Annotated in this window: 21 protein-coding genes; 10 read left to right on the top strand and 11 right to left on the bottom strand. The window is 73.1% G+C overall.

Features of this window, described 5'->3' with window-relative positions; translation table 11 throughout:
• Positions 1 to 130: 130 nt before the first annotated feature.
• The 6 genes from helR to ACFWEE_RS02315 all read right to left on the bottom strand — a co-directional run bounded on the left by helR (position 131) and on the right by ACFWEE_RS02315 (position 9,068).
• On the bottom strand, positions 131 to 2,392 hold the full coding sequence (gene helR / locus ACFWEE_RS02290) for an RNA polymerase recycling motor ATPase HelR (protein WP_386885600.1): 2,262 nt from the start codon (positions 2,390 to 2,392) through the stop codon (positions 131 to 133).
• A gap of 324 nt (positions 2,393 to 2,716) precedes the next feature.
• On the bottom strand, positions 2,717 to 3,646 hold the full coding sequence (locus ACFWEE_RS02295) for a polysaccharide deacetylase (RefSeq protein WP_386885601.1): 930 nt from the start codon (positions 3,644 to 3,646) through the stop codon (positions 2,717 to 2,719).
• 17 nt (positions 3,647 to 3,663) lie between these two features.
• The gene (locus ACFWEE_RS02300; protein ID WP_386885603.1) at positions 3,664 to 4,464 is read right to left on the bottom strand and encodes an SDR family NAD(P)-dependent oxidoreductase; all 801 of its coding nucleotides are present in this window, start codon (positions 4,462 to 4,464) and stop codon (positions 3,664 to 3,666) included.
• Positions 4,461 to 5,885 (bottom strand): amidohydrolase, encoded by a 1,425-nt coding sequence (locus ACFWEE_RS02305; RefSeq protein ID WP_386885605.1) that lies wholly within the window; start codon positions 5,883 to 5,885, stop codon positions 4,461 to 4,463. Before ACFWEE_RS02305 ends, ACFWEE_RS02300 begins: the two co-directional genes overlap by 4 nt.
• A complete protein-coding gene (locus tag ACFWEE_RS02310) occupies positions 5,882 to 7,204 on the bottom strand; it encodes an MFS transporter (RefSeq protein WP_386885606.1) in 1,323 nt (440 codons plus the stop codon). Before ACFWEE_RS02310 ends, ACFWEE_RS02305 begins: the two co-directional genes overlap by 4 nt.
• 28 nt (positions 7,205 to 7,232) lie before the next feature.
• Positions 7,233 to 9,068: a PucR family transcriptional regulator gene (locus tag ACFWEE_RS02315; RefSeq protein WP_386885607.1), complete on the bottom strand. Its 1,836-nt coding sequence runs from the start codon at positions 9,066 to 9,068 to the stop codon at positions 7,233 to 7,235.
• Positions 9,069 to 9,176: 108 nt separating this feature from the next.
• Here ACFWEE_RS02315 and ACFWEE_RS02320 point away from each other — a divergent pair, with 108 nt between their 5' ends.
• Complete coding sequence (locus ACFWEE_RS02320; RefSeq protein WP_386885608.1) at positions 9,177 to 10,349, top strand: M20 family metallopeptidase; 1,173 nt, start codon at positions 9,177 to 9,179, stop codon at positions 10,347 to 10,349.
• Positions 10,350 to 10,480: 131 nt separating this feature from the next.
• Here the strand turns inward: ACFWEE_RS02320 and ACFWEE_RS02325 are convergent, their stop codons facing one another.
• The gene (locus ACFWEE_RS02325) at positions 10,481 to 11,695 is read right to left on the bottom strand and encodes an FAD-dependent oxidoreductase (RefSeq protein ID WP_386885609.1); all 1,215 of its coding nucleotides are present in this window, start codon (positions 11,693 to 11,695) and stop codon (positions 10,481 to 10,483) included.
• 59 nt (positions 11,696 to 11,754) lie between these two features.
• A complete protein-coding gene (locus ACFWEE_RS02330) occupies positions 11,755 to 12,465 on the bottom strand; it encodes a TetR/AcrR family transcriptional regulator (RefSeq protein ID WP_386885610.1) in 711 nt (236 codons plus the stop codon).
• Positions 12,466 to 12,634: 169 nt separating this feature from the next.
• Between ACFWEE_RS02330 and ACFWEE_RS02335 the strand changes: the two genes are divergently transcribed.
• The 3 genes from ACFWEE_RS02335 to ACFWEE_RS02345 all read left to right on the top strand — a co-directional run bounded on the left by ACFWEE_RS02335 (position 12,635) and on the right by ACFWEE_RS02345 (position 14,032).
• Positions 12,635 to 12,904 (top strand): type II toxin-antitoxin system Phd/YefM family antitoxin, encoded by a 270-nt coding sequence (locus tag ACFWEE_RS02335; RefSeq protein ID WP_386885612.1) that lies wholly within the window; start codon positions 12,635 to 12,637, stop codon positions 12,902 to 12,904.
• The gene (locus tag ACFWEE_RS02340) at positions 12,894 to 13,361 is read left to right on the top strand and encodes a type II toxin-antitoxin system VapC family toxin (protein ID WP_386885614.1); all 468 of its coding nucleotides are present in this window, start codon (positions 12,894 to 12,896) and stop codon (positions 13,359 to 13,361) included. Before ACFWEE_RS02335 ends, ACFWEE_RS02340 begins: the two co-directional genes overlap by 11 nt.
• A 74-nt stretch (positions 13,362 to 13,435) precedes the next feature.
• Positions 13,436 to 14,032, top strand: coding sequence for a DinB family protein (locus ACFWEE_RS02345; protein WP_386885616.1), 597 nt, complete (start codon positions 13,436 to 13,438; stop codon positions 14,030 to 14,032).
• Between the two features lie 23 nt (positions 14,033 to 14,055).
• On the opposite strand, the gene ACFWEE_RS02350 is transcribed toward ACFWEE_RS02345, so the two are convergent.
• Positions 14,056 to 14,658, bottom strand: coding sequence for a TetR/AcrR family transcriptional regulator C-terminal ligand-binding domain-containing protein (locus tag ACFWEE_RS02350; protein WP_386885618.1), 603 nt, complete (start codon positions 14,656 to 14,658; stop codon positions 14,056 to 14,058).
• Between the two features lie 157 nt (positions 14,659 to 14,815).
• Here ACFWEE_RS02350 and ACFWEE_RS02355 point away from each other — a divergent pair, with 157 nt between their 5' ends.
• The 4 genes from ACFWEE_RS02355 (at position 14,816) to ACFWEE_RS02370 (ending at position 17,941) form a co-directional block, all read left to right on the top strand.
• A complete protein-coding gene (locus ACFWEE_RS02355; protein WP_386885619.1) occupies positions 14,816 to 15,604 on the top strand; it encodes an SDR family oxidoreductase in 789 nt (262 codons plus the stop codon).
• A gap of 159 nt (positions 15,605 to 15,763) precedes the next feature.
• Positions 15,764 to 17,065 carry an aminotransferase class I/II-fold pyridoxal phosphate-dependent enzyme gene (locus ACFWEE_RS02360; RefSeq protein ID WP_386885621.1) on the top strand — a complete coding sequence of 434 codons (1,302 nt, stop codon included), beginning with the start codon at positions 15,764 to 15,766 and terminating at the stop codon, positions 17,063 to 17,065.
• 139 nt (positions 17,066 to 17,204) lie between these two features.
• Positions 17,205 to 17,621, top strand: coding sequence for a DMT family transporter (locus tag ACFWEE_RS02365; protein WP_386885623.1), 417 nt, complete (start codon positions 17,205 to 17,207; stop codon positions 17,619 to 17,621).
• A complete protein-coding gene (locus ACFWEE_RS02370) occupies positions 17,618 to 17,941 on the top strand; it encodes a DMT family transporter (protein ID WP_386885625.1) in 324 nt (107 codons plus the stop codon). The genes ACFWEE_RS02365 and ACFWEE_RS02370 overlap by 4 nt, the downstream gene beginning before the upstream one ends.
• A 49-nt stretch (positions 17,942 to 17,990) precedes the next feature.
• Here ACFWEE_RS02370 and ACFWEE_RS02375 read toward each other — a convergent pair whose 3' ends face one another.
• On the bottom strand, positions 17,991 to 18,647 hold the full coding sequence (locus tag ACFWEE_RS02375) for a TetR/AcrR family transcriptional regulator C-terminal domain-containing protein (RefSeq protein WP_386885626.1): 657 nt from the start codon (positions 18,645 to 18,647) through the stop codon (positions 17,991 to 17,993).
• 59 nt (positions 18,648 to 18,706) lie between these two features.
• Here ACFWEE_RS02375 and ACFWEE_RS02380 point away from each other — a divergent pair, with 59 nt between their 5' ends.
• Positions 18,707 to 20,164: an FAD-dependent oxidoreductase gene (locus ACFWEE_RS02380; protein WP_386885627.1), complete on the top strand. Its 1,458-nt coding sequence runs from the start codon at positions 18,707 to 18,709 to the stop codon at positions 20,162 to 20,164.
• 85 nt (positions 20,165 to 20,249) lie between these two features.
• Here the strand turns inward: ACFWEE_RS02380 and ACFWEE_RS02385 are convergent, their stop codons facing one another.
• On the bottom strand, positions 20,250 to 21,206 hold the full coding sequence (locus ACFWEE_RS02385) for a zinc-binding alcohol dehydrogenase family protein (protein ID WP_386885628.1): 957 nt from the start codon (positions 21,204 to 21,206) through the stop codon (positions 20,250 to 20,252).
• Between the two features lie 106 nt (positions 21,207 to 21,312).
• Between ACFWEE_RS02385 and ACFWEE_RS02390 the strand changes: the two genes are divergently transcribed.
• Positions 21,313 to 21,795, top strand: coding sequence for a MarR family winged helix-turn-helix transcriptional regulator (locus ACFWEE_RS02390; protein ID WP_386885629.1), 483 nt, complete (start codon positions 21,313 to 21,315; stop codon positions 21,793 to 21,795).
• Positions 21,796 to 21,807: the final 12 nt, after the last annotated feature.

Below are 21,807 nucleotides of genomic sequence, written 5' to 3' on the forward strand. Positions count from 1 at the left end.
CCGCGCTACCGACCCACCGCACTACTGACCCGCCGCGCCGCTGACCCGGGGCCCGGAGCCCGGGTCACCGTACGGCGGTCGGGCTCAGGGCCGTGGCCGTGGCCGTGGAAGGGCTGATGGCAGAGGTCGCTCAGGCGTCCGTCAGGACGACCAGCCGCTGCGTCGCCCGGGTCATCGCGACGTAGCGGTCCACGGCACCCTCGATGCCCGCGCCGAAGGACTCCGGCTCGACCAGCACGACCAGGTCGAACTCAAGCCCCTTGGCCAGCCGCGGAGTCAGGGACCTCACTCGGGAGGTCGCCGGGAACGCCGGGTCGCCGATGACGCAGGCGGTCCCCTCCGGGTGGGCGTCGAGCCAGTCGCCGAGGACCGTACGGAGGTCGGCGACGGGACCGTACGTGACGGGGATGCCGCTGCTGCGGATGGAAGTCGGCACGTTGGCGTCCGGCAACGCGGCCCGGACGACCGGCTCGGCCTCGGTCATGATCTCCGCCGGGGTGCGGTAGTTGACGCTCAGCGAGGCGAGTTCGATCCGGTCGAGCCCGATCCGTTCGAGCCGTTCGCGCCAGGACTCCGTGAAGCCGTGGCGGGCCTGGGCGCGGTCGCCGACGACGGTGAAACTGCGGGACGGGCAGCGGAGCAGCAGCATCTGCCATTCCGCGTCGGTGAGTTCCTGCGCCTCGTCGACGACGATGTGTGCGAACGGGCCCGCGAGCAGGTCCGGGTCGCCGCCGGAGAGCGCCGACACGTCGGTCAGGGCGTCGCGCATGTCCCCGACACGCAGCATCGTGATGACGCCCTCGCCGTCGTCGTCGGCCTCCAGGAGGGCGTCGACGGTCTGGGCCATCCGCGCGTTCTCTGCGGCGATCAGCGCCTCGCCCCGGCGCTTGCGGCGCGCGGCCTCCGGGTCGCCGAGCCGCTGCCGGGCGGCGTCGAGGAACGGCAGGTCGGAGACGGTCCACTCCTGGGCGCGGGCGTCGTCGCGCCGCAGCAGACGCCGTTCGTCGGCGTCCAGCCAGGGTGCGCAGACGCGCAGGTAGGCGGGTACGGACCAGAGGTCGCCGACCAGGTCGGCGGCGTCGAGCAGCGGCCAGGCACGGTCGAAGGCCGCGACCAGTTCGTGGTTCTTCGCCAGGGACGCGGTGAGCCGGTCGGTCGGGGTGTCCTCGTCGTGCTTGTCCACGAGGAGGGTGACCAGTTCCTCCCAGACCTGTTCGCGGGCCTCGTTGTGCGGGGTGCCGGGCTCCGCCGCTTCGAAGGCCGCCGCCCACTCCTGGGCGCTGAGCCGCACGTCGGCCCAGTGGGTGGTGACCGTCATGCCCCGGGCGGGCGGCTCCTCGTAGAACCGGACGGCCGCCTCCACCGCCTCGACCACCAGCTCCCGGGACGCCTTCAGCCGCGCCACGGCCGGGTCCCGTTCCGCGGACGCCCGGGCGCCCTCGGCGACGAGGTCGCGCAGGACGCAGGTCTGGACGCCCTCCTCCCCGAGGCTGGGCAGCACGTCGGCGACGTAGTCCAGGTACGGGCGGTGCGGGCCGACGAAGAGCACGCCGCCCCGGCGGTGGCCGAGCCGCGGGTCGGAGTGGAGGAGGTACGCGGAACGGTGCAGCGCCACGACGGTCTTCCCCGTCCCCGGGCCGCCGTCCACCACGAGGGCGCCCCGCGATCCGGCGCGGATGATGGCGTCCTGGTCGGCCTGGATGGTGGAGAGCACGTCCCGCATCCGGGGCGAGCGGTGGGAGCCGAGGCTCGCGACGAAGGCGGACTGATCGTCGAGCGCGGCGTGCCCGTCGATCCCGTCGGCGGTGAAGACCTCGTCCCAGTAGTCGCTGACCCGGCCGTCGGTCCACCGGTATCTGCGGCGGCTGGCCAGGCCCATCGGGTTGGCGTGGGTGGCCCCGAAGAACGGCTCGGCGGCCGGGGAGCGCCAGTCGAGCAGCAGCCTGCGGCCCGCGCTGTCGGTGAGGCCGAGCCGCCCGACGTACACCGGGTCTGCCGCCGCCCCCGGCCCTGTCCCCGGCCCTGCCCCTGTCCCTGCCTCCGCCTCCTCCGTCCCTGCCCCTGGCTCCCCGACCATCCGCCCGAGGCAGAGGTCGAGGCCGAAGCGGCGCAGGGTGCGCAGGCGGGCGGTGAGGCGGCGGATCTCGGTGTCCCGGTCCATCGCCTGCCGGCCCGCGCCGCCGGGCGCCCTGCGGGCGGCGTCGAGCTGCGCGGTCAGCTCGGCGATCGACTCCTCCAGGCTCCGCGCGACCGCCGCGAAGTGCTCCTCGTCACGGGCGATCAGCAGGGGGTCGGCCTTCGCGGCGAGGCGGGCGGGGAGAGCGAAGGCGGTGGTGGCGGGCGAGGTGTGCGGGGGCGTGCTCAGGGGGGCCGGGGAGGGCTGGGAGGGCATGCGGGCGGCTCCGGGGTGGGGGCACGACACACGGAATTCCGAGGTCGGCCGCCGATTGTGCGCCACCGAGGGGGCCTTGCCGCAAGGCCCCCCTTGCGCTATATGTTGAGAGTGGAAAGAGGTGGGTACACCCTCTTCCTCCACCCCCTCCCCTTCTCCCTGCTTCTCCTCACCTTCGCCGGTGGCCGCCCTGCCGCGCGGACGAAGCCGGCCGCGCGCACAGCACGACGGGTCCCCGGGCGTGCTGCCCGGAGACCCGTCGTGTGTGCGCGTACCGCCGTGCCCTCCCCCTGACCGGTCGGGCGGTTCGGTACGGCGGGCCGGTCAGACCGGCCGGTACTGCCCCGGAGCGGCACCCGCCGCGACCAGGTCGGCGACCTGTTCGCAGGTGACGAACTCGACGCCGCGCGAGGCGACTTCGTCGAGCCAGTGCTCCAGGGCGAGAAGTCGGTGGCCGCGGCCGATGACCTCGGGGTGCATGGTCACCGTCAGGACGCCGTCCTTGAAGTCCCGGACCATGTAGTCGAGATCGGCGGTCCAGCTCGCGAACATCTCGCGGGGGTCGCGGAGTCCGGGCATCAGGCCGGACGGGGTCCGCAGGAATTCCAGGTACGGGAAGTCGTCCAGGGACCAGGCGACCGGGATCTCCAGCAGCCCGGCGGGCTCGCCCCAGCGGACGCCGGAGTCGTGGGGGACGTCCGGGGTGCGGCAGGGGTACGGGGCGTAGTCGTGGCCCATCAGGCTGCTGTCGTAACGCAGCCCGTGTTCCACGAGCAGCTCGACGGAGGCGTCGGACAGGTCCCAGGCGGGTGCCCGGAAGCCGCGCGGCAGGGCGCCGGTGACCTCCTCAAGCGCCTCCAACGACCGCTGGAGCACGGCGCGTTCGGCCTCGCGGTCCAGGGCGGCGACGTTCTCGTGGGCGTGCCCGTGCACCGCCACCTCGTGGCCCCGGTCGATCAGCTCACGGGTCAGCTCGGGGTACGTGAGGGCGGTGTGCCCGGGTACGAACCAGGTCGCGGGGATGGACCGGGACTCCAGGATGTGCAGCAGCCGGGGTACCGCGACGGCGGCGAACTCTCCCCGGGAGAGCGGGGTCGCGGTCAGCATGCCCCGCGCCATCCACGAGGAGATCGCGTCGAAGTCGAAGGTGACGCAGACGTATCCGCGCCGCGAGGACGAAGAAGCCGGCGAGGTTTTAGAAGCCGGCGAGGTTTTCGAAGCCGGCGAGGTTTCCGGCGAGGTTTCCGAAGTCATGGGTGTCGTCGCTCCGTTCAGCTCAGCGGCAGTGCGGCGTTGCCGGTGCCCGCACCGCCGTCCACGGAGAGCGAGGCGCCGGTCATCCACGAGGCGTCGGGGCCGCAGAGGAAGGCGACCGCTCCGGCGATGTCGTCGGGGACACCGGCGCGGGGCCAGGGCTGTCCGCCGCGGATCTTGCGGACGTACTCCTCGCCGAGGGGGTTCACCTCGCTGTCGACCTCGATGAAGCCCGGGGAGACGGCGTTGACGTGGATGCTGTGCTCGGCGAGCTCCAGGGCGAACGCCTTGGTGAGCATGTCCAGGCCGGCCTTGGAGGTGCAGTAGTGCGCGGCACCGCGGCGGGCGCGGGCGGAGGCGCCGGAGCTGATGTTGACGATGTGGCCGCCGTGGCCCGCGTCCACCAGGCGCCGGGCGAAGGCCCGCGACAGGGAGAAGACCGCGGACAGGTTGACGTCCATGACCTGGTCCCACTGGTCGTCGCGCATCTCCAGGAGCGGGGCGCTCGGGTAGAGGCCGGCCGCGTTGACCAGGATGTCCAGGCCGCCGAACACCTCCCGGGCGCGGTCCACGAAGTCCGGCAGCGAGGCGCGGTCGGTGAGGTCGACCTCCAGCGCGGCGAACGCACCGGCGCTCCCGGAAGAAGAGGACGCGGCGACGAGCGGGGCGAGGCGGTCGGCGCGGAGGTCCGCGAGGATCACCTTGACGCCGTCCTCGCTCAGCCGCCGTGCGACGGCCGCCCCGATGCCTCCGGCCGCTCCGGTGACCAGCGCGATCCTGGGCTCGTTCCGCGCGGGGGTGCTCTCGGGGGTGCTCACAGTTCTCCTTCTGTCCCACGCACCGTGTCGTGGGTCGTGTCGTCGTAGTGGGTCAGGCCGTCGAATCCGGCCCGCAGCTCGCCGTACCGGACGGCGGCGGACCGCCCGTCCGGCTCCGCGCCGCCGCGGGACGCGCGCCGGGCGAGGGTGTCGTGCGCCCCGGCGGCGCCGTCGGCCAGCAGGTCGATGACGCACCAGGCCATCAGCACGGCGGGTTCCAGGGCGGCGAGGACGTGGTCGGTGACCACGTAGTCGACGCTGTGCGCGTCCCCGGTGGCGCCTCCCGCGAAGGGGTGCAGCACCGGCATGACCGCGCCGAGGTCCCCCATGTCGGTGGAGGCGCCGAGGTGCCGGCCGGGGGCCACGGCGTCCGGCCCGTGGAGCGCGGTGCCGTTGGTCCTGGCCAGCTCGACCAGGGCCGGGTCCTGGTGGTGCGGGAGGTAGTTGAGGGTGGTCTCCACGGACGCGCGGGCGCCGAGCGCCAGCGCGCCCGCCCGGGCGGCCCGGTCGACGACGGCGCAGGCGCCGCGCAGGGCGTCCAGGGTGCGGGCCCGGATCACCACTTCGAGCTCGGCGCGGTCCGGTACGGCGGTGGGCGCGTCACCCCCGTGCGGCAGTACGGCGTTGACGCGTACCGCGTCCTCGTCGCGGAAGGTGTCCCGCTGGGCGTCGATCGCGCTGATCGCCAGCATCGCCGCCTTCAGCGCGTTCACCCCGTGCCACGGGGACGAACCGGCGTGGCTGGACCGGCCGGTGAAGACGATCCGCTTCACCACCGACCCGTTGTGGCTGTCTCCGACACTGAGCCGGACGGGCTGCCCGGTCGTGTGGACGAGCATCGCCATGTCCACATCGTCGAAGGCGCCCCGCGCCAGCAGGTCGGCCTTGCCGACCAGGTGCTTCAGTTCACCGGCCCGTACCCGTGTCCGCCGCCACTCCAGTTCCACGCTCTCCTCGGCCGGTACGGCGAGGAACGCCACGTCCCCGTCCAAGTGCTGCCGTACGGCGGCCAGGCCGATCGCGGCGCCGATCATCGACGCCACCTGGGCGTGGTGGCCGCAGGCGTGGGCCGCGCCGGTCTCCGGGTCGGCGAGCGGGTGGCGGGGCAGGACCAGGGCGTCCAGTTCGCCGAGCACGGCGACGGTGGGGCCCTCGGTACGCCCGGACATCCGCGCCTTCACCCCGGTGAGGGAGAGGCCGCTCTCGAAGGGGAGCTGGAGCTCCGTGAACCACCGGGCCACCGTCGCGGCGGCCCGGTGCTCACGGAAACCGGTCTCCGGGTGGCGCTGCAGGTCCTCGCTGAGGTCCAGCAGGCGCTCCCGGCACCCCTCGATCGCCGCCCGCGCCCGCTCCTTGAGCCGGGCGACGGGCACGGGGCCGGGGCCGGAACCGGTGCCGCTTCCGGGTACGGGCGCCGTCACGCGGCGCTCACCGCGACGGGCTCCGGGGCGGACGTGGGCCGCGACAGCTCCAGGTGGTGGCCGAGGCCGGCCCGGAACGCCTCCGGGGTCTGCGGGGTGACCAGCGCGCCGACGATCGCCAGGACACAGCCCGTACCGAGGAAGGAGAACGCCACACCGTACGAGAAGTGCTCCGCGAGGAAGCCCATCACGAACGGGGAGATCGCACCGGCGAGCTGGCCGCCGAAGTTCACCATGCCACCGCCGACACCCGCGTACTCCGGGGGCAGCATGCGCAGCGGCAGGCCGAAGATCTGCATGTAGGCCAGGTACATCACGAGGGTCGCGCAGGTCTCCCAGGCGATGAACTCGCCCGCCGACCCGGCGCGCACCATCATCACCAGCAGGCCGCCCAGGACCACCATGACGGGGACGACCACGCGCCGGTGGTTGCCCTTGAGGAAACGGTCGAAGAGGTAGCCGCCGATCATCATGCTGATCGCCGCGGCGACCCACGGGACGCCGGAGAGCAGGCCCACGCCGGTGAGCGAGACGTCCTTGGTCTCGCGGAGGTAGGACGGCACCCAGGACACCAGGCCCCAGCCGATGATGTTGAAGCCGCACATCATCAGGGCGAAGCGCCACATCATCGACGACTTCAGGAGGCCCATCGCCTGGCGCAGCGACACCTGGGCGACCGGCTCCGGGGCCTCCGTCTGCCCGGTCGCGGCGGCGAGTTCCTCGGTGGTCAGCGGCTTCGGCAGGCCCTTCCACAGCACGAGCACGATGAGCAGGCCGAGCACGGACACCGCCCAGAACGCCCCGCGCCAGCCGAAGGCCACGATGAGCGGCGCGGCGACGATCGGGGCGATCGCCGAACCCAGCGGGTTGGACGCGGACATGATGCCGTTCGCCGTCAGCCGCTGCGCCGGGGTGGAGCGCTCGCTCAGCGCCTTCATGGAGGCGGCCGGGTACATGCCCTGGAAGATGCCGAAGACCGCGCGGATCACGATCATGGTCGTCAGGCCGACGGCGATCCCGCTCGCGGCGGTGAAGACCGTCCAGCCGCCGGCCGCGATCAGCATCGCCCGGCGGGCGCCCTTGGTGTCGGCGAGGATGCCGCCGGGGATCTGCATCGCCGCGTAGGTGATGAAGAAGGCCGTGAGGATCAGGCCCTGCATCGTGGTGCCGAGGCCGAACTCCTCACCGATGTCGGGCAGGGCAAGGGTGATCACAAGCCGGTCGATGTAATCGATCAGCCAGGTCATGAAAAGCACGGCGACGGCGGCCGTGGCCACTCGCTTGGCTGAGCGAACCCGGGAGCTCTTGCCCTCTGTCATCTTCCACCTCCACGCGGATACCGGTCGATCACGACCCGGAACCTGTCGTCGGATCGTGGTCAGCAGTGTGCAAACTGGGCGTACTCCCACGGTTTGTGGACGACGAAGAGGTTTTCGGCGTTTTCTCGTGCTCCGCGACAAGCGCGTTCGGCCCGAGGGCGAAGAGCTGTACGGCCGCGTTCAGCCGCTCGTAGGGATCGCCCAGGTCGAGCCCGGTCAGCTCACGTATCCGGCCCATCCGGTAACGCAACGTGTTCGCGTGTACGTTCAGTTCCCGGGAGGCCGCGGCGGTGTCCCCGAAGGCGTCCAGGTAGGCCGCCAGGGTCTGGGTGTACGCGGTGCCGCGCCGCAGATCGTGCGCGCGCAGCCGGTGCACGGGCCCGTCCTGGAGCCGCCGGTCCGCGGTGACGGCCTCGCCCAGCACCAGCAGGTTGACGGTGCCGCGCACGTCCTCCAGGCAGGCGCTGCCGACCTCGCCGCGCCGGGCCAGGGCGCGCACCACCAGCTCCGCCTCCATCCGGCTCGCGGGCAGCTCCCCCAGGTGCGGGACGCAGAGGCCGATGCCGGTACGCGGCCGGGCGCCGACCGCGTCGGCCACCGCGGCGCCGGTCGCGTCCGCCGCCCGCCGTATCCCGTCCGGGTCGACCGGGCCCACCAGGGCGACGACGACCCGGGCGGGGCCGGTGGTGGCCAGCGCGCGCCACCGGTAACCGGCGAGACGGCGCAGCACCTCCTCCTTCGCCCGGTACAGGTCGGCGGCGCCGAGCCCGGAGCCGTGCGCCGACAGGTCCGCGATGAGCACGGTGACCGGCGTCCCCGGGTCGACGGCCAGGTGGGAGGCGGCGAGGCGCGGGTCGACGTCGCCGAGCAGGGCCCGGCCGAACAGCTCCTCGTCCAGCCGCCGTCGCGCCACCTCCTCCTGGTCGAGGCCGAGCAGCACGCTCACCGCGACCGTCGCGGCGTCCGCGAGGAGTGCGGCGGCGTTCGCGGCGAGCGGGTCGCCGCCCTCGGCCACCCAGATCGAGCCGAGGTTCTCCGTACCGGCGCGCACCGCCGCCGCGAGCCGGCGCCCCGCGCCGAACTCGGGGACCGCCGCCACGTCGACCACTTCGGGGCCGGACCACAGCCGCCGGTAGACGCCGAGTTCGACGAGGCGGGCCCGGTACCCGACCGGGCCGTGCTGGTCGAGCACGGCGGCCCGGCGCATCTCGTCGTCGCCGGGGCCGAGACGGGAGGCGGCCAGCAGCTCCTGGCCCGGCGTGAAGATCATCACCGAGCCGTTGACCAGCCGGGCGAGAGAGTTGGCGAGGCTCACCAGGTCGTGCCGCCGCCCGAACATCGCGGCCCGCCGCGTCCCGGGCCCCACCCGTACCGCCAGCAGGGCGCGCAGCCGGCCGATCAGGTCGGTCCAGTCCTGGTCGGGCGCGAGGGCGAGGACCGCCACCCCGTGCTCCGTACCGAGGGCGCTCGCCTCGCGCAGGGCGCGGTCCCCGCCGTCCTTGACGATCACGGCGCCCGCCCCGGCCCCGACCGCCGCCCGGATCAGCCCGGCGGGCTCGCCCCCGGCCCCGATGCCGAGCAGCAGCGGGCTGGGCGGTGACGCGCCGGGCCGTTCGGTCCCGGCCGGTTCCGGTGCGGTCCCGGCGGAGTCCGGGCCCGGCGCGCCCTCGTGGACGGCGAGCGTACGGACCGGGACGCCGAGGCCGTGCGGGGCGGCCCACACGGCGACGGTGCCGGGCCCCAGGCAGTCCACGACGGTGGCCAGGGTCACCGGGGTGTCGGCGGCGGGCTGCGGGGCGGTACCGGGGGCGGCGGCGTCCACGTGCCCGGCGGCGCCCACGTGCTCCGGGTTGTGGTCGGGCACGGCGGATCAGCTCCAAAACTTGGCGGGTCACACAAACTTTCGCATGTCGGGGCAGAGCAATCATGCAGAGGCGTATCCCCACGGAAGCCGCGCCAAAGGAGTCCCGCCGTGCCCGCATCCCAAGTCCTCGACCCGCGTGATCTGTTGCGCCGCCTCACCGAAGACACCGACGCGATGGTCACGGATCTGGAACGGCTCGTACGGGCCGAGTCCCCCTCCTCCGACGGGGACGCCCTCCGCGCGTGCCGGGACGTACTGGCCGACATCGGCACCCGCCTCCTCGGCACCGCCCCCACGGTGCTGCCGCACGACCCCGGCAACGGCCGCCCCGGCGGGCTGCTCTGGCGCCTCGGCCCGGCCGACGTGCGCCCCGTCCTGCTGGTCGGCCACTTCGACACCGTCTTCCCGCTGGGCACACTGAAGCGCCGCCCCTTCCTCGTCGACGGCACCCGGGCGACCGGCCCCGGCGTCTTCGACATGAAGGGCGGCCTGATCCAGGGCCTGTACGGGCTGGCCCGGCTGCGCGAACTGACCGGCGAGGACCCCGCCGTCGCGTTCCTGATCACCGCCGACGAGGAGATCGGCTCCCCCGCGGGCGGCCCGGTCGTCACCGAGTGGGCGCGCAACTCCCGCGCCGCGCTGATCCTGGAGGGCGCGGCGGACGGCGGCGGCCTGAAGCACGCCCGCAAGGGCTGGTCGTTCTACGACATCCGCGTCAAGGGCATCGCCGCCCACGCCGGCCTGGAGCCCGACAAGGGCTCCAACGCCCTGACGGACCTGGCCAGGATCATCGTCGCGCTGGAATCCCTCGCCGCGTACGACGACCGGGTCACCGTCACCCCGACGGTGGCGAGGGCGGGCACCACCCAGAACACCGTCCCCGACCGCGCCCACGTCACCGTCGACGTCCGCGTCCCCGACGTCCAGGCGCAGAAGGACATCGACGCCGAACTGCACCGCATCGTCGCCGACGTGGCACGGCTCCCGTACGAGATCACCGGTGGCCCCAACCGCCCGCCCCTCGAAGAGGCCTCCGCCACGGACCTGCTGGAGACGGCCCGTACCGCGCTCGCCGGACTCGGCCTGGAATGGCCCGGCTCGGCCGCCGTCGGCGGCATCTCCGACGGCAACCTCTGCGCCGCGGCGGGCGCCCCCACCCTGGACGGCCTCGGCGCGGTGGGCGGAGGCCCGCACGCCGACCACGAGTGGACCGACGTGACCCGCATGCCGGAGCGCGCTGCGCTGCTGGCGCGGATGGTGGCGCTGCTCCAGGAGGGGTGAGAACCCGGGGCCGGGGCGCGACGGCCGGGGCGGAGGCGGGGGCGCCGGCCGGGGGCCGGGGGCCGGTTCGGGTTCCGTACGGGAGGTACAGGGGTCCTTCCGTACGGAACCCGACACCCGGGCTCTCGGCTTCAGCCCTGCACCGCGCCCTGTGACGCGTCCGGACCGCCGAACCCGGCGAACATGTCCAGCAGCGGCTGCGGGGCGTTCGGCGCGAAGATGGCCTCCAGCCCTGCGGCGGACTCCACGGCCGTCCGCTCGGCGCGCGGGAAGAGAAGCTTCTCGTACGCCGTGAGCGCCGCCTCCGTGTCCCCCGGGTGCGCGGCCAGGCAACGGCCGAGGTCCGCCCCGTCGATGAGCGCGAGGTTCGCGCCCTCCCCGGCGAACGGCGACATCAGGTGCGCCGCGTCCCCGAGCAGCGTGACACCCGGAACCCGGGGCCAGCGGTGGCCGACGGGCAGGGCGTGGATGTGCCGGGGCACCAGCGGCCCGTCCGCCTCCGCGACGAGCCCGCGCAGACCGGGCGCCCAGTCCGCGAAGTGCTCCAGCACCGCGGCCTTCGCCGCCCCGGTGTCGGTGAAGTCGACCGTACCCAGCCAGCCTTCGTCGGTACGCAGCCCCACGTAGACGTGCAGGCTGCCGTCCGTCTCACGGTGGCCCAGCAGCGCCTTCCCGTCGCCGAGCCCGAAGAACATCCCCCCGCCGAGCAGCGCCGCGGCCTCGGGGTGACGGGTGTCCGCGTCGAACAGGTCGACCTCCACGAAGGAGATCCCGGAGTACGCGGGCACCGCGTCGGACACCAGCGGACGCACCCGCGACCAGGCGCCGTCGGCCCCGACGAGCAGATCGGTGGTGAACACCGACCCGTCGGCGAGCGTCACCTCGTACCGGCCGCCCGGGCTCTCGTCACCGTCCGTCGCCCGGCACGCCACCACCTTGGAGTTCCAGCGGACGGTGCCCTCCGGGAGGGAGGTGAGCAGCAGGTCCCGCAGGTCGCCCCGGTCGATCTCCGGGCGGTCGCCGGAGCCGTCGTCCTCTTCCTCCCGGTGGACGAAGCCGCTCTTGTCGAGCACCCGAAGCGCCTGACCGCCCGGGTGCACCTTGGCCAGGAACGCCTCGTGCAACCGCGCCTCGCGCAGCGCCGCCTGCCCGGTCTCCTCGTGGATGTCGAGCATCCCGCCCTGCTTACGGGCGTCCGGCGAGGCGTCCAGGTCGAAGACCGGGACGTCGATGCCGTGCACGTGCAGGACCCGGGCGAGCGTGAGCCCGCCGAGTCCGCCGCCGACGACGGCCACGGAGTGGTGGGGGGCGGGGGTGCTGGTGCTGGTGCTGGTGCTGGTCGTCATGGTGTGGCTCTCCTTCTCGACGTGCTTCGTACCGGCAGCGGCGCCGGGATCGGGTCGGATCAGGTCAGGTCGCGCGGGGTGGACAGCGCGCCGTTGACGACCACCCGGAACATCCACCCGAGGCGCTGCGGCGGGGTCCCGGAGAACAGGTCGTCGCCGAGAGCGGCGATCCGCGGATACGTGTCCGCGGACGCGGCGCGCAGCGCCCCCACCAGCGCGTCGTGATCGTCCTCGGCGGAGTCGGTCTCCGAGCGGGTGCCCTGCTCTGCAGCGGCGGCGGTCGCCAGCTGGAGGAGTACGTCCACGCCCCAGGCGGCCTGCCCCAAAGGCACCCCTCCCTCGTCCAGCAGGGCGAGGATCGCCTCCACCAGCGCCAGGTAGTTCGCCCCGGTGGGCCGCGCCACGAGCGCGGAACGCGCGAGGCTCGGGTGCTCGAAGAGCACCCCCGTGTACGACCCGAGCACCTGGACCAGCCGCTCCCGCCAGTCGCCCTGGGCATCTGCGGGACCCTTCGCGGGGCTCAGGTCGACCGCGCCGAGGTACTCCTCCAGGATCGCGGCGTGCAGCTCGGCCGTGTTCCCGAAGTAGACGTAGAGCGAGGCCGGCCCGGTGTCCAGCTCCGCCGCCAGCCGCCGCATGGTCACGCGCTGGAGCCCTTCGGCCCGCATGATCCGCACGGCGGCCTCGACGATGCCCGCATGGCTGAGCGCGGGCTTGGCGGGCCGCTCGCGGCGGCTGCGGGGAGCGGGGGGTGGGGTGGCTGGTGTCATACGACGAGGGTAACGAACATGTTCGGAGCGAACAAGTTCTTCACGAACATGTTCGCCATGGGTGCGAACCGGCACCCCCTCGAACACCGCGCAGTACGTCATTCACCGCGTCGCACGGCCATGTAGCACCCCATGGCACCTCGTGGCACACGCCACTAGACTGAATCCCATGAGCGCTCAACCCGAGATCAACCAGCGGGATCTACGCAATCGATCCCGCGAGATCATGGACGCCATACAGGGAGGCCAGTCCTTCACCGTCACTCGTGACGGACACCCGATCGGTGAGCTGATCCCGCTGCGGCGCCGCCGCAGATTCGTCTCGCGCCACGAGTTCGCCGCCATGTCGAAAACCGCTCCGGACCTTGACCTCGACGCGTTCCGGGCCGACCAGGACGCCACGGCCGACACCTACCTGGACGACCCCTATGCCCGCTGACCGTCCGACATACCCGCAGGGGCTCCTGGACACAAACGTCGTGATCCTGCGCAGGTGGGTGGCCCCCGACGAACTGCCGGACGAAGTCGCGATCACCGCCATCACGCTGGCCGAGTTGTCCGCCGGCCCGCACGAGGTGAAGCGAAACGAGGAACACAGCGGCTACGACGAGCACGCCGAGCGCGCCCGCAGGCTCGATATTCTCCAGCGCGCCGAGAACCAGTTCTCCCCCATCCCTTTCGATGCCCATGCAGCTCGCATCTACGGCCGCATCTGCGCCGCCGTCATCAGTGCGGGTCGCAAACCGCGCCGCAGGGTGGCGGATCTGATGATCGCCGCCATCGCCGTGGCAGAGGACCTCCCTCTTTTCACCACCAACCCCGATGACTTCAAAGGGCTGGATGAGCTCCTCACGGTGGTACCGGTTACGCGCCCGGCCCCACCCCACGAGCGCTGACTCCCTCGTGTTCGCGCGTCGCCGGCAGGGACCACGCACACCCTCCTGTCAGACCCCCGTGCTTGGCTCACCCCATGGACGACGCATCCAGCACGGACACCGCCGCGCAACGCAGCGAACCGCCCACCTCCGCCCCCACCGCCCACCATCAGCAGGGCGCGCCGACTCCGGCGCCCAACGCCGAAATCGCCGCCCTCCTCTCCTTCCTGCACGCCCAGCGCCGGCACGTGCTCGGGATACTCGACGGGCTCGACGCCGACGCCCTGCGCAGGCCCGTACTCCCCTCGGGGTGGAGCTGCCTGGGGCTGGTGCGGCATCTGGCGCTTGATGTCGAACGGTTCTGGTTCCGGGCCGTGTTCCTCGGCGACACCGAGGTCATCCGGTCACTGGACGACATCGAGGACGCCTGGCAGGTTCCGGCCGAGGCTTCGCCCTCCGACGTCCTCGGCACATACCTCTCCGAGGCCGAGCGCGTGGACTCCGTCATCGCTGCCGCCGCCTCCGCGGACGCGCCCCTCGCCTGGTGGCCGCGCCACCTCTTCGGGGAGCCGCATCTCCACACCCTGCGGGACCTCCTGCTGCACGTCGTCGCCGAGACCGCCTGCCACGCCGGGCATCTCGACGCGGCCCGCGAACTCATCGACGGGCGACGGTGGTTGGTCCTCACGTAAAGGACCGCGGAGCGCCCGCCGCCTCACTTCCGGATGCCTCGCAGGAGGTTGCGGATCAGCGCATCCGCGAACGCCGTGTCGAGCGGCTCGCCGGGCAGCAGCAGGCGGTGGTAGCAGGCGCCCCACAGCTGGTCCACGACGACCTGCGGGTCGACGTCGGCGTGGATCTGACCGAGGGCCTGAGCTTGGTCGAGCCGTTCGACCGCGAGAAGTCGGCGCGGGCGGGTGTAGTGCTCCGCGAGAGCGGCGGCCAGGGCGGCGTCGGACTGGGCGGCGCCGACGAGTTGGGCGATCACGTGCCCCGTACGCGGATCCGTGAGCAGGCCGACGAAGGCGTGGAGCTGGGCCGTGAGGTCGCGCTCGACGTCCCCGGTGTCCGCGAACGCGAGGGTGCTCTCGACCGCGTCGAAGTACGCCTCGAAGGCCAGGGCCCCGGGCGAGGGCCACCACTTGTAGAGCGTCATCTTGCTGGCGCCCGCGCGGGCGGCCACCTTCTCGAACGTGATCCCGGGCAGCCCCGCCTCGAAGAGCATCGCACCGGCCGCGTCCAGTACCGCCGCGCGCACCTCCGTCGCGGGGCGGCGACCCCGGCCGCGCCTGACGGACTCCTTCGGCTCCTCGGTCATCACCGCACCCCTTCCCGCTCACCGTCGCGCGCCAGGGGCTCTGGCGCGCCGCGTCGGCGGTACGCCTGCCCCTGCTTGCAGTATATGGACAATCAGTCTACATTTTTTAATGGACAGACAGTCCATAACTGACCAGGCGAGCGGGAGGCTGATCCCCATGACCGACACCACCCAGCCCCGGACCGACAGCGGCCCCGACAGCGGCGCCACCCCCGGCGCCCCGACCCGCGTCGCCATCGTCACCGGCGCCTCCGGCGGCATCGGCCGGGCCGTCGCGGAGCGGCTGGCCACCGACGGCATGGCCGTGGTCGTGCACTACGGGCGGGACGAGGCACGGGCCCGTGAGGTCGTGGCAGCCGTGGAGAAGCTGGGCGGACAGGCCACCGCGATCAGCGGCGACGTGGCGGACGAGCACGCGATGGCGGCGCTCTTCGCGGCGGCCGAGCAGGCGTACGGGGGCGTGGACCTGGTGGTGAACACGGCCGGGATCATGCTCCTCGCGCCGGTCGCCGAGTTCGACCTCGACGCCTTCGACCGTATGCACCGCACCAATGTGCGCGGCACGTTCGTGGTGTCCCAACTGGCCGCCCGCACGCTCCGGTCCGGCGGCGCGCTGATCAACTTCTCCACCTCGGTGACCCGGCTCCAACAGCCCACGTACGCCGCCTACGCGGCCACCAAGGGTGCCGTCGAGGCGATGACACTGGTCCTCGCCCGCGAGCTGCGCGGCCGTGACGTGACGGTGAACGCGGTCGCGCCCGGCCCGACCGCCACCCCGCTCTTCCTCGACGGCAAGCCGCAGCAGGTGGTGGACACCATCGCGGGCCTCTCGCCGATGGAGCGCCTCGGCACCCCCGAGGACATCGCCGAGGCCGTCGCGTTCCTGGCCGGTCCGGGCCGCTGGATCAACGGCCAGGTGCTGTACGCCAACGGCGGCGTCGCCTGACACCCAGGACGCCCCGCCGGGGAGGTGGCGTACGCCGGGACGGTGGTGCGCACCGCGGCCCCGAGGAAGCCGCGCACCGAAAGAAGCAAGCCACTGACCGGTTTGTATCCTCGGCAGGGTGCCGTCCGGCACCGAGCGGGACCCGCGAGAGGACACACCGTGACCACCGAGCTGAGCTCCGATGCCCTGAGCGCCCCCGGCGCCCCGAGCGACCTGAGCGCCCTTGTCGACCGCGCCAGGCAGGACTACGAGGAGCTGGCCGGTCGCGGCCTCTCCCTCGACCTGACCCGGGGAAAGCCGGCGCCGACGCAGCTCGATCTCTCCGAGGACCTGCTGAGCCTGCCGGGTGGCCGGCACACCGCCGCCGACGGCACCGACGTGCGCAACTACGGCGGCCTCCAGGGGCTGACCGAGCTCCGGGAGATCTTCGCCGAACAGCTCCAGGTGCCGGTGGCGCAGCTGCTCGCGGCCGGCAACTCCAGCCTGGAGCTGATGCACGACTCCCTGGTGCACGCGATGCTCAGCGTCCTGCCGGGTGCCGAGTCGCGCTGGGTGGACCAGGGCCGGATCGCGTTCCTCTGCCCCGTCCCCGGCTACGACCGGCACTTCGCACTGTGCGAGCGGTTCGGCATCGACATGATCCCCGTGCCGATGACCGAGGCGGGCCCGGACATGGACGTGGTCGAGCGTCTCGTCGCGGAGAACCCCGCCGTCAAGGGCATCTGGTGCGTCCCGAAGTACAGCAACCCGGACGGCACGGTCTACAGCGACGAGACGGTGGCCCGGCTGGCCGCGATGGAGACCGCCGCGCCCGACTTCCGCGTCTTCTGGGACAACGCCTACGCGGTGCACCACCTCACCGAGGAGCGGGTGGAGATCGCCGACCTGCTCGCCGCGTGCGACGCGGCCGGGAACGCGGACCGGGTGTTCGTCTTCGGCTCCACCTCCAAGATCACTCTGGCGGGCGCGGGCGTCGCGTTCTTCGGTTCGTCCCCGGCCAACGTGAAGTGGCTGCTCGCCAACAACTCCAAGCGCTCCATCGGCCCGGACAAGGTCAACCAGCTGCGGCACGCGATGTACCTGCGGGACGCGGACGGCGTGCGCGACCTGATGAACCGTCAGCGTCACGAGCTCCAGCCGAAGTTCGAGGCCGTACAGCGCATCCTCGAAGCCGAGCTGGGTGGCACGGGCCTCGCCTCCTGGACCAGGCCCAAGGGCGGCTACTTCGTGAACCTGGAGGTCGAGGAGGGCTGCGCGAAGGAGGTCGTGCGGCGTGCCGGTGCGGCCGGTATCGTCCTCACCCCGGCCGGTGCCACCCACCCGTACGGCGACGACCCGAGCGACTCCGTCATCCGCGTCGCGCCCAGCTACCCGACGCAGGAGGAGCTGGAGGAGGCCATCCTCGGCCTGACCGCGTGCGTGCGCGTCGTCGGGTACGAGAAGCGGCTCGCCGCGAAGTAACCCCGTTACTCCGCAAGAGATTTACGCAGTGCTGCGGTACCGCAGTACCGCAGCACTGCGGCCGGGCCGTACGTCTTCCGGGGCGTACGGCCCCCGGCGCGCGCCCACCCGAGCAGGCCCAGGGGGAAGGACCCCACGCATGACCCGCGACAGCTCCGACAACGGCTCCAGGAAGTGGCTGTTCCTCGTCGGCGCGATCGTCTCCGAGGTCGCGGCGACGCTCGCCCTGCGGGCAGCGCTCGACGCCCGGCCGTGGTTCGTGCTGGTGGTCGCCGGTTACGTCACCGCCTTCGCGATGCTGGCGCTGGTACTGCGCGAGGGCATGCCGATCGGTGTCGCGTACGGGATCTGGGGCGCGAGCGGTGTCGCCGTCACCGCCGTCCTGGCCGCGCTCCTCTTCGGGGACCCGCTGACCTGGCTGATGGGCCTCGGCGTCGTGGCGGTCGCCGGCGGGGTCATGACCGTGGAGCTCGGCGCGCAACGCGCCACGGCCGCCCGGGAACGGGCCGAAGCCTCTGCCTCCCGCCCCGCCGCACCCGAGGAGACCACCCCGTGAGCTGGCTCTTCCTGATGGGCGCGATCCTCTGCGAGGTCAGCGGCACCCTCGCCCTGCGCGCCTCCGAGGGCTTCCGCAAGAAGGCGTGGCTGGCGCCGGTCCTGCTCGCGTACGTCGTCTCCTTCGGCTGCCTCGCGCTGGCGCTCTCCCACGGCATGGCGATCGGCGTCGCGTACGGCATCTGGTCCGCCTGCGGGGTCGCGCTGACCGCTGTCCTCGCCCGCCGCCTCTTCGGCGAACCGCTCACCCGGCTGATGGGCCTGGGCATCGCCCTGATCGCGGGCGGCGTCCTGCTGATCGAAGCGGGCGCCCACCCGTAGCCTCCGGGCCCCTGCCGCCCTGTCGCCCCGATCGCGACCCACCCCCTCCTCACCCCGCCCGCGGCCCGCCCAGGATGCGGCCGATCCCGTCCTCGAAGCGGCCGGGGAAGGCGTCCGGCGAGAGTACGGGCAGGGCCCTGCGCAGCGCGGGGTACGGGCCTTCCGTCACGGCCGCGCGCAGCCGGTCCTCGTCCACGCCGGCCAGCGCCTGCTCCTCCTGCGTGAGGCCGAGGGTGAAGTACATCAGGGCGTAGAGCGTCCACGCCGCCGCCTCGTCCGTCGCTCCCCCCACGACGAGGGTGGAGAGCAGCGTGTCGGCGAACCGCAGGGTGTGGGGTTCGGCCGCGTAGGTGCCGGTCACCAGGGCGGCGCCGTCCCGGTGCGCCAACAGGGACCGCCGGTAGCGCCGCATCAGTTCCCGCGCCCGCTCCTCGGGGTCCTCGGGCAGGTCCTCGTAGTCGATCGTCCCGGCGAGGGCGTCCGCCAGCAGCTCCAGCAGCCGGTCCTTCGTCTTGACGTGCCAGAGCACGGTGTTCATCCGCACGCCGAGCCGGTCCGCGACCGCGCGCGTGGTGACGGCGCCCAGCCCTTCCTCGTCCAGCAGTTCCAGCGCGGCGTCCACCACGGCGGCGGGCGTGAGGCGGACACGGGGCGGGGCGGTCGCGGACTTCGGGGCCCTCGATGGCCCGGCTTGCTTATTGGTCACTGACCTAGTTTAGTTCGAGTCAGTCATTGGTCACTGACCAAGAAGTCGAGGGAGCAGCCATGGAAGCGAACACCGTGACGGAAGAGGCAGAGGTCGTCGTCGTTGGAGCGGGCCCCACCGGGCTCTGGCTCGCGGCCGAACTCCGCCTGCAGGGAGTCCGGGTGACCGTCCTGGAGGCCAGGACGGAGCCGAGCCCGCACTCCAAGGCGCTCACCGTCCACCCCCGGACCGTGGAGATCCTCGGGATGCGCGGCCTCACCGAAGTCGTCGAGGCGGGCGCTCCGCTCCCGTTCGGCCATTTCGGCGCGCTGGAAAGCCGGCTGGACTTCCGGGGCCTGGACACTCCGTACCCTTTCACCCTGCTCCTGCCGCAGGCGCGCACCGAAGCGCTGCTGGAGGCCCACGCCCGTGAGCGCGGCGCCGTCGTCCGGCGCGGGCACCGGGTGACCGCCCTGGAACAGGACCCCGGGTCCGTACGTCTCTCGGTGGACGGGCCGGAGGGCCCGTACGAGATCGAGGCCCGGTACGCCGTCGGCTGCGACGGCACCCGCAGCACGGTCCGGAAGGCGGCGGGCATCGCCTTCCCCGGTACCGACGCGACGGTCTGGGGATGGCTGGCCGACGTCGTCCTCGACGCGCCGCCCGCCGGCGGCCCGGTGAGCCGGTTCGGGGCGGCGGGCGGGGTGATGGCCGTACCTCTGCCGGACGGACTCACCCGCTTCGTCGGCATCGACCCGCAGGACCACCGGCCGGGCGACAGCCGCCCGGAGGCGACGGAGCCGACTCTCGACGAGGTCCGCGCGTCGACCGTCCGCGTCCTGGGTTCCGACTTCGGTATGCGCGAGCCGCGTTGGATCTCCCGCTTCGGCAACGCCACGCGTCAGGCCGCCACTTACCGGGCGGGCCGGATCCTTCTCGCGGGCGACGCCGCGCACATGCATTTCCCGACCGGGGGCGTGGGCCTCAACGTCGGCTTCCAGGACGCCACCAATCTCGGGTGGAAGCTGGCCGCCACCCTCCACGGCACGGCCCCGGAAGGGCTGCTCGACTCGTATCACCGTGAACGGCACCCGGTCGGCGCACGGCTCCTCGCGTCCACCCGGGCGCAGACCGCGCTGATGACCGCCCACACGGCCGAGGGGCAGGCCCTGCGCGCCCACCTCTCCGAACTGATCGACCAGGTGCCGGAGTTCTCCCGCGCACTGGCCGAGCGACTCGGCGCCCTCGACGTCCGCTACCCCCCGGCCGACCCGGCCGCCGCGCACCCACTGACCGGCACCCGCGCCCCCGACGTGGCGTTCGCGGACGGCACCAGCCTCTTCGCACTGCTGCGCGAGGGCCGCCACGTGCTGCTCGAACTGGGCTCGGACGCAAAGACGTTGACGGCCGCCGGCCGGAATGCACTGCCGCACGGGACGCTGCGCCACACCACCCGCCTCGCGGAGCCCGCGGGACGGTGGAGCGACCTCGGCGCGGTACTGCTCCGCCCGGACGGTCACATCGCCGACGCCGCCTGACCGCGCGTCCGACCGGGACGAGCGCACGCACGGCCGAGACGCACCGCCCGCTCCGCCTCCCCACCCGCACGGCCCGCCCCGGCGCCTACGGCGTGAACACCAGGCGCCGGGCCGGGTCGGCGGGCTCCGCCCAGGCCGTCTCCACCTCGGACAGCGGCACCGCCCGGGTGGCGACAGCGAACGTACCGGCGGTCAACTCATCGACCAGCGAGGGGAGTTCGGCGACGATTCCGGCGGGGGTGAGCGAGCCCTGGCCGCTGCCCATGATGCGCAGGTTGGCCGCGCGCAGCACGAACGACGGCAGCGTGATGTCCGGCCCGGCCGTGGAGCCGATCTGGATCCAGTCGAGCGGTGCGCTCCGGTCGGCGCGGCGGGTGAGCAGTGCGGGGACGGCGAGTTCGGTGGGGCGGCCCCAGGTGTAGTCGATGACCACGTCCACGTCGGCCGCCGCCTCGCCCAGCCGGTCCGCCACCTCGGCAAGATCTCCGGCCAGGGAGACGGTCCGGGTGGCGCCGAGGGCCGTCAGCCGGTCCAGCCGCCCGGGGTCCCGCCCGGCGGCGACGACCGCCTCGGCGCCGAGGTGGCGGGCGATCTGGACGGCCATCTGACCGGCGTTGCCGGTCGCGCCGAGGACCAGCACGCTCTGGCCGGGCCGGAAGGAGATCCGGCGGCGCAGCGCCACCCACGAGGACATCGCGGGGTTCATCGCCGCCGCGACGGTGACCGGGTCGGCCCCCTCCGGGAGGGGCACGGACCTGCGGGGGTCGAGGACGGCCCGCTCGGCGAGGGTGCCGGGCACGTCGTCGTCGGCGACGAAGTAGACGTGCCGGCCGTCGGGCAGCCGCCCCACCCCGTCCACTCCGGGGACCAGGGGCAGGCGCCCGTCGCTGGTGTAGTGACTGCCGTCGGCGCCCGAGCGCACCCGGGGGTGCAGGCCCGAGGCGACTACGTCCACGAGGACCTGTCCCGCACCCGGCACCGGGGTCGGGAACTCCTCGAACCGGGGCGGACTGCCGAACGACCGGACGACTGCTGCGCGCATGGCGACTCCTTCGGTCAGCGCTTGCTCATGGAGATGCTCACCGCATTAGTACGTGACACCAACCAAATTAGTTGGTGCCACGTACTAGGTCAAATACAATGGGTCCATGCCGCACGCGAACCCGCCCCGACCGGGCACCCCCGAGACACCCGCCGCCCCTTCCGGGCCCGACGACCTCGGACTGGTGGACGGACTGGCGCAGCTGAGCTTCGCGGTGCAGGCGGCACTGGGGAAGGTCGCGTCCGCACACGGGCTGTCGATCGTGCAGCTGCGCATGTTCGGCGTGCTCCGCGACCGCGAACCGGGCATGCAGGAGCTCGCCCGGTTCCTGGGACTCGACAAGTCCTCCGCGACCGGGCTGGTGGACCGCGCCGAACGCCGGGGCCTGGTGCGCCGCACCCCCTCCCCGCACGATCGCCGCGCCGTGCAGGTCTCCTTGACCGAGCAGGGGCATCAACTGGCCCGCCAGGCCACCGCCGAGGCCGGGCAGCACATCCACGCCCTGGCCGCGCACCTCACGGACGCGCAGCGCACACAGCTCTCCCTGCTGGCGAGCGCCGCGGTGGCCGGACCGGCCCCCGACGCCTGACCGCCCCCCACC

It is taken from the genome of Streptomyces sp. NPDC060184, from assembly GCF_042728795.1.
Lineage (GTDB): Bacteria > Actinomycetota > Actinomycetes > Streptomycetales > Streptomycetaceae > Streptomyces.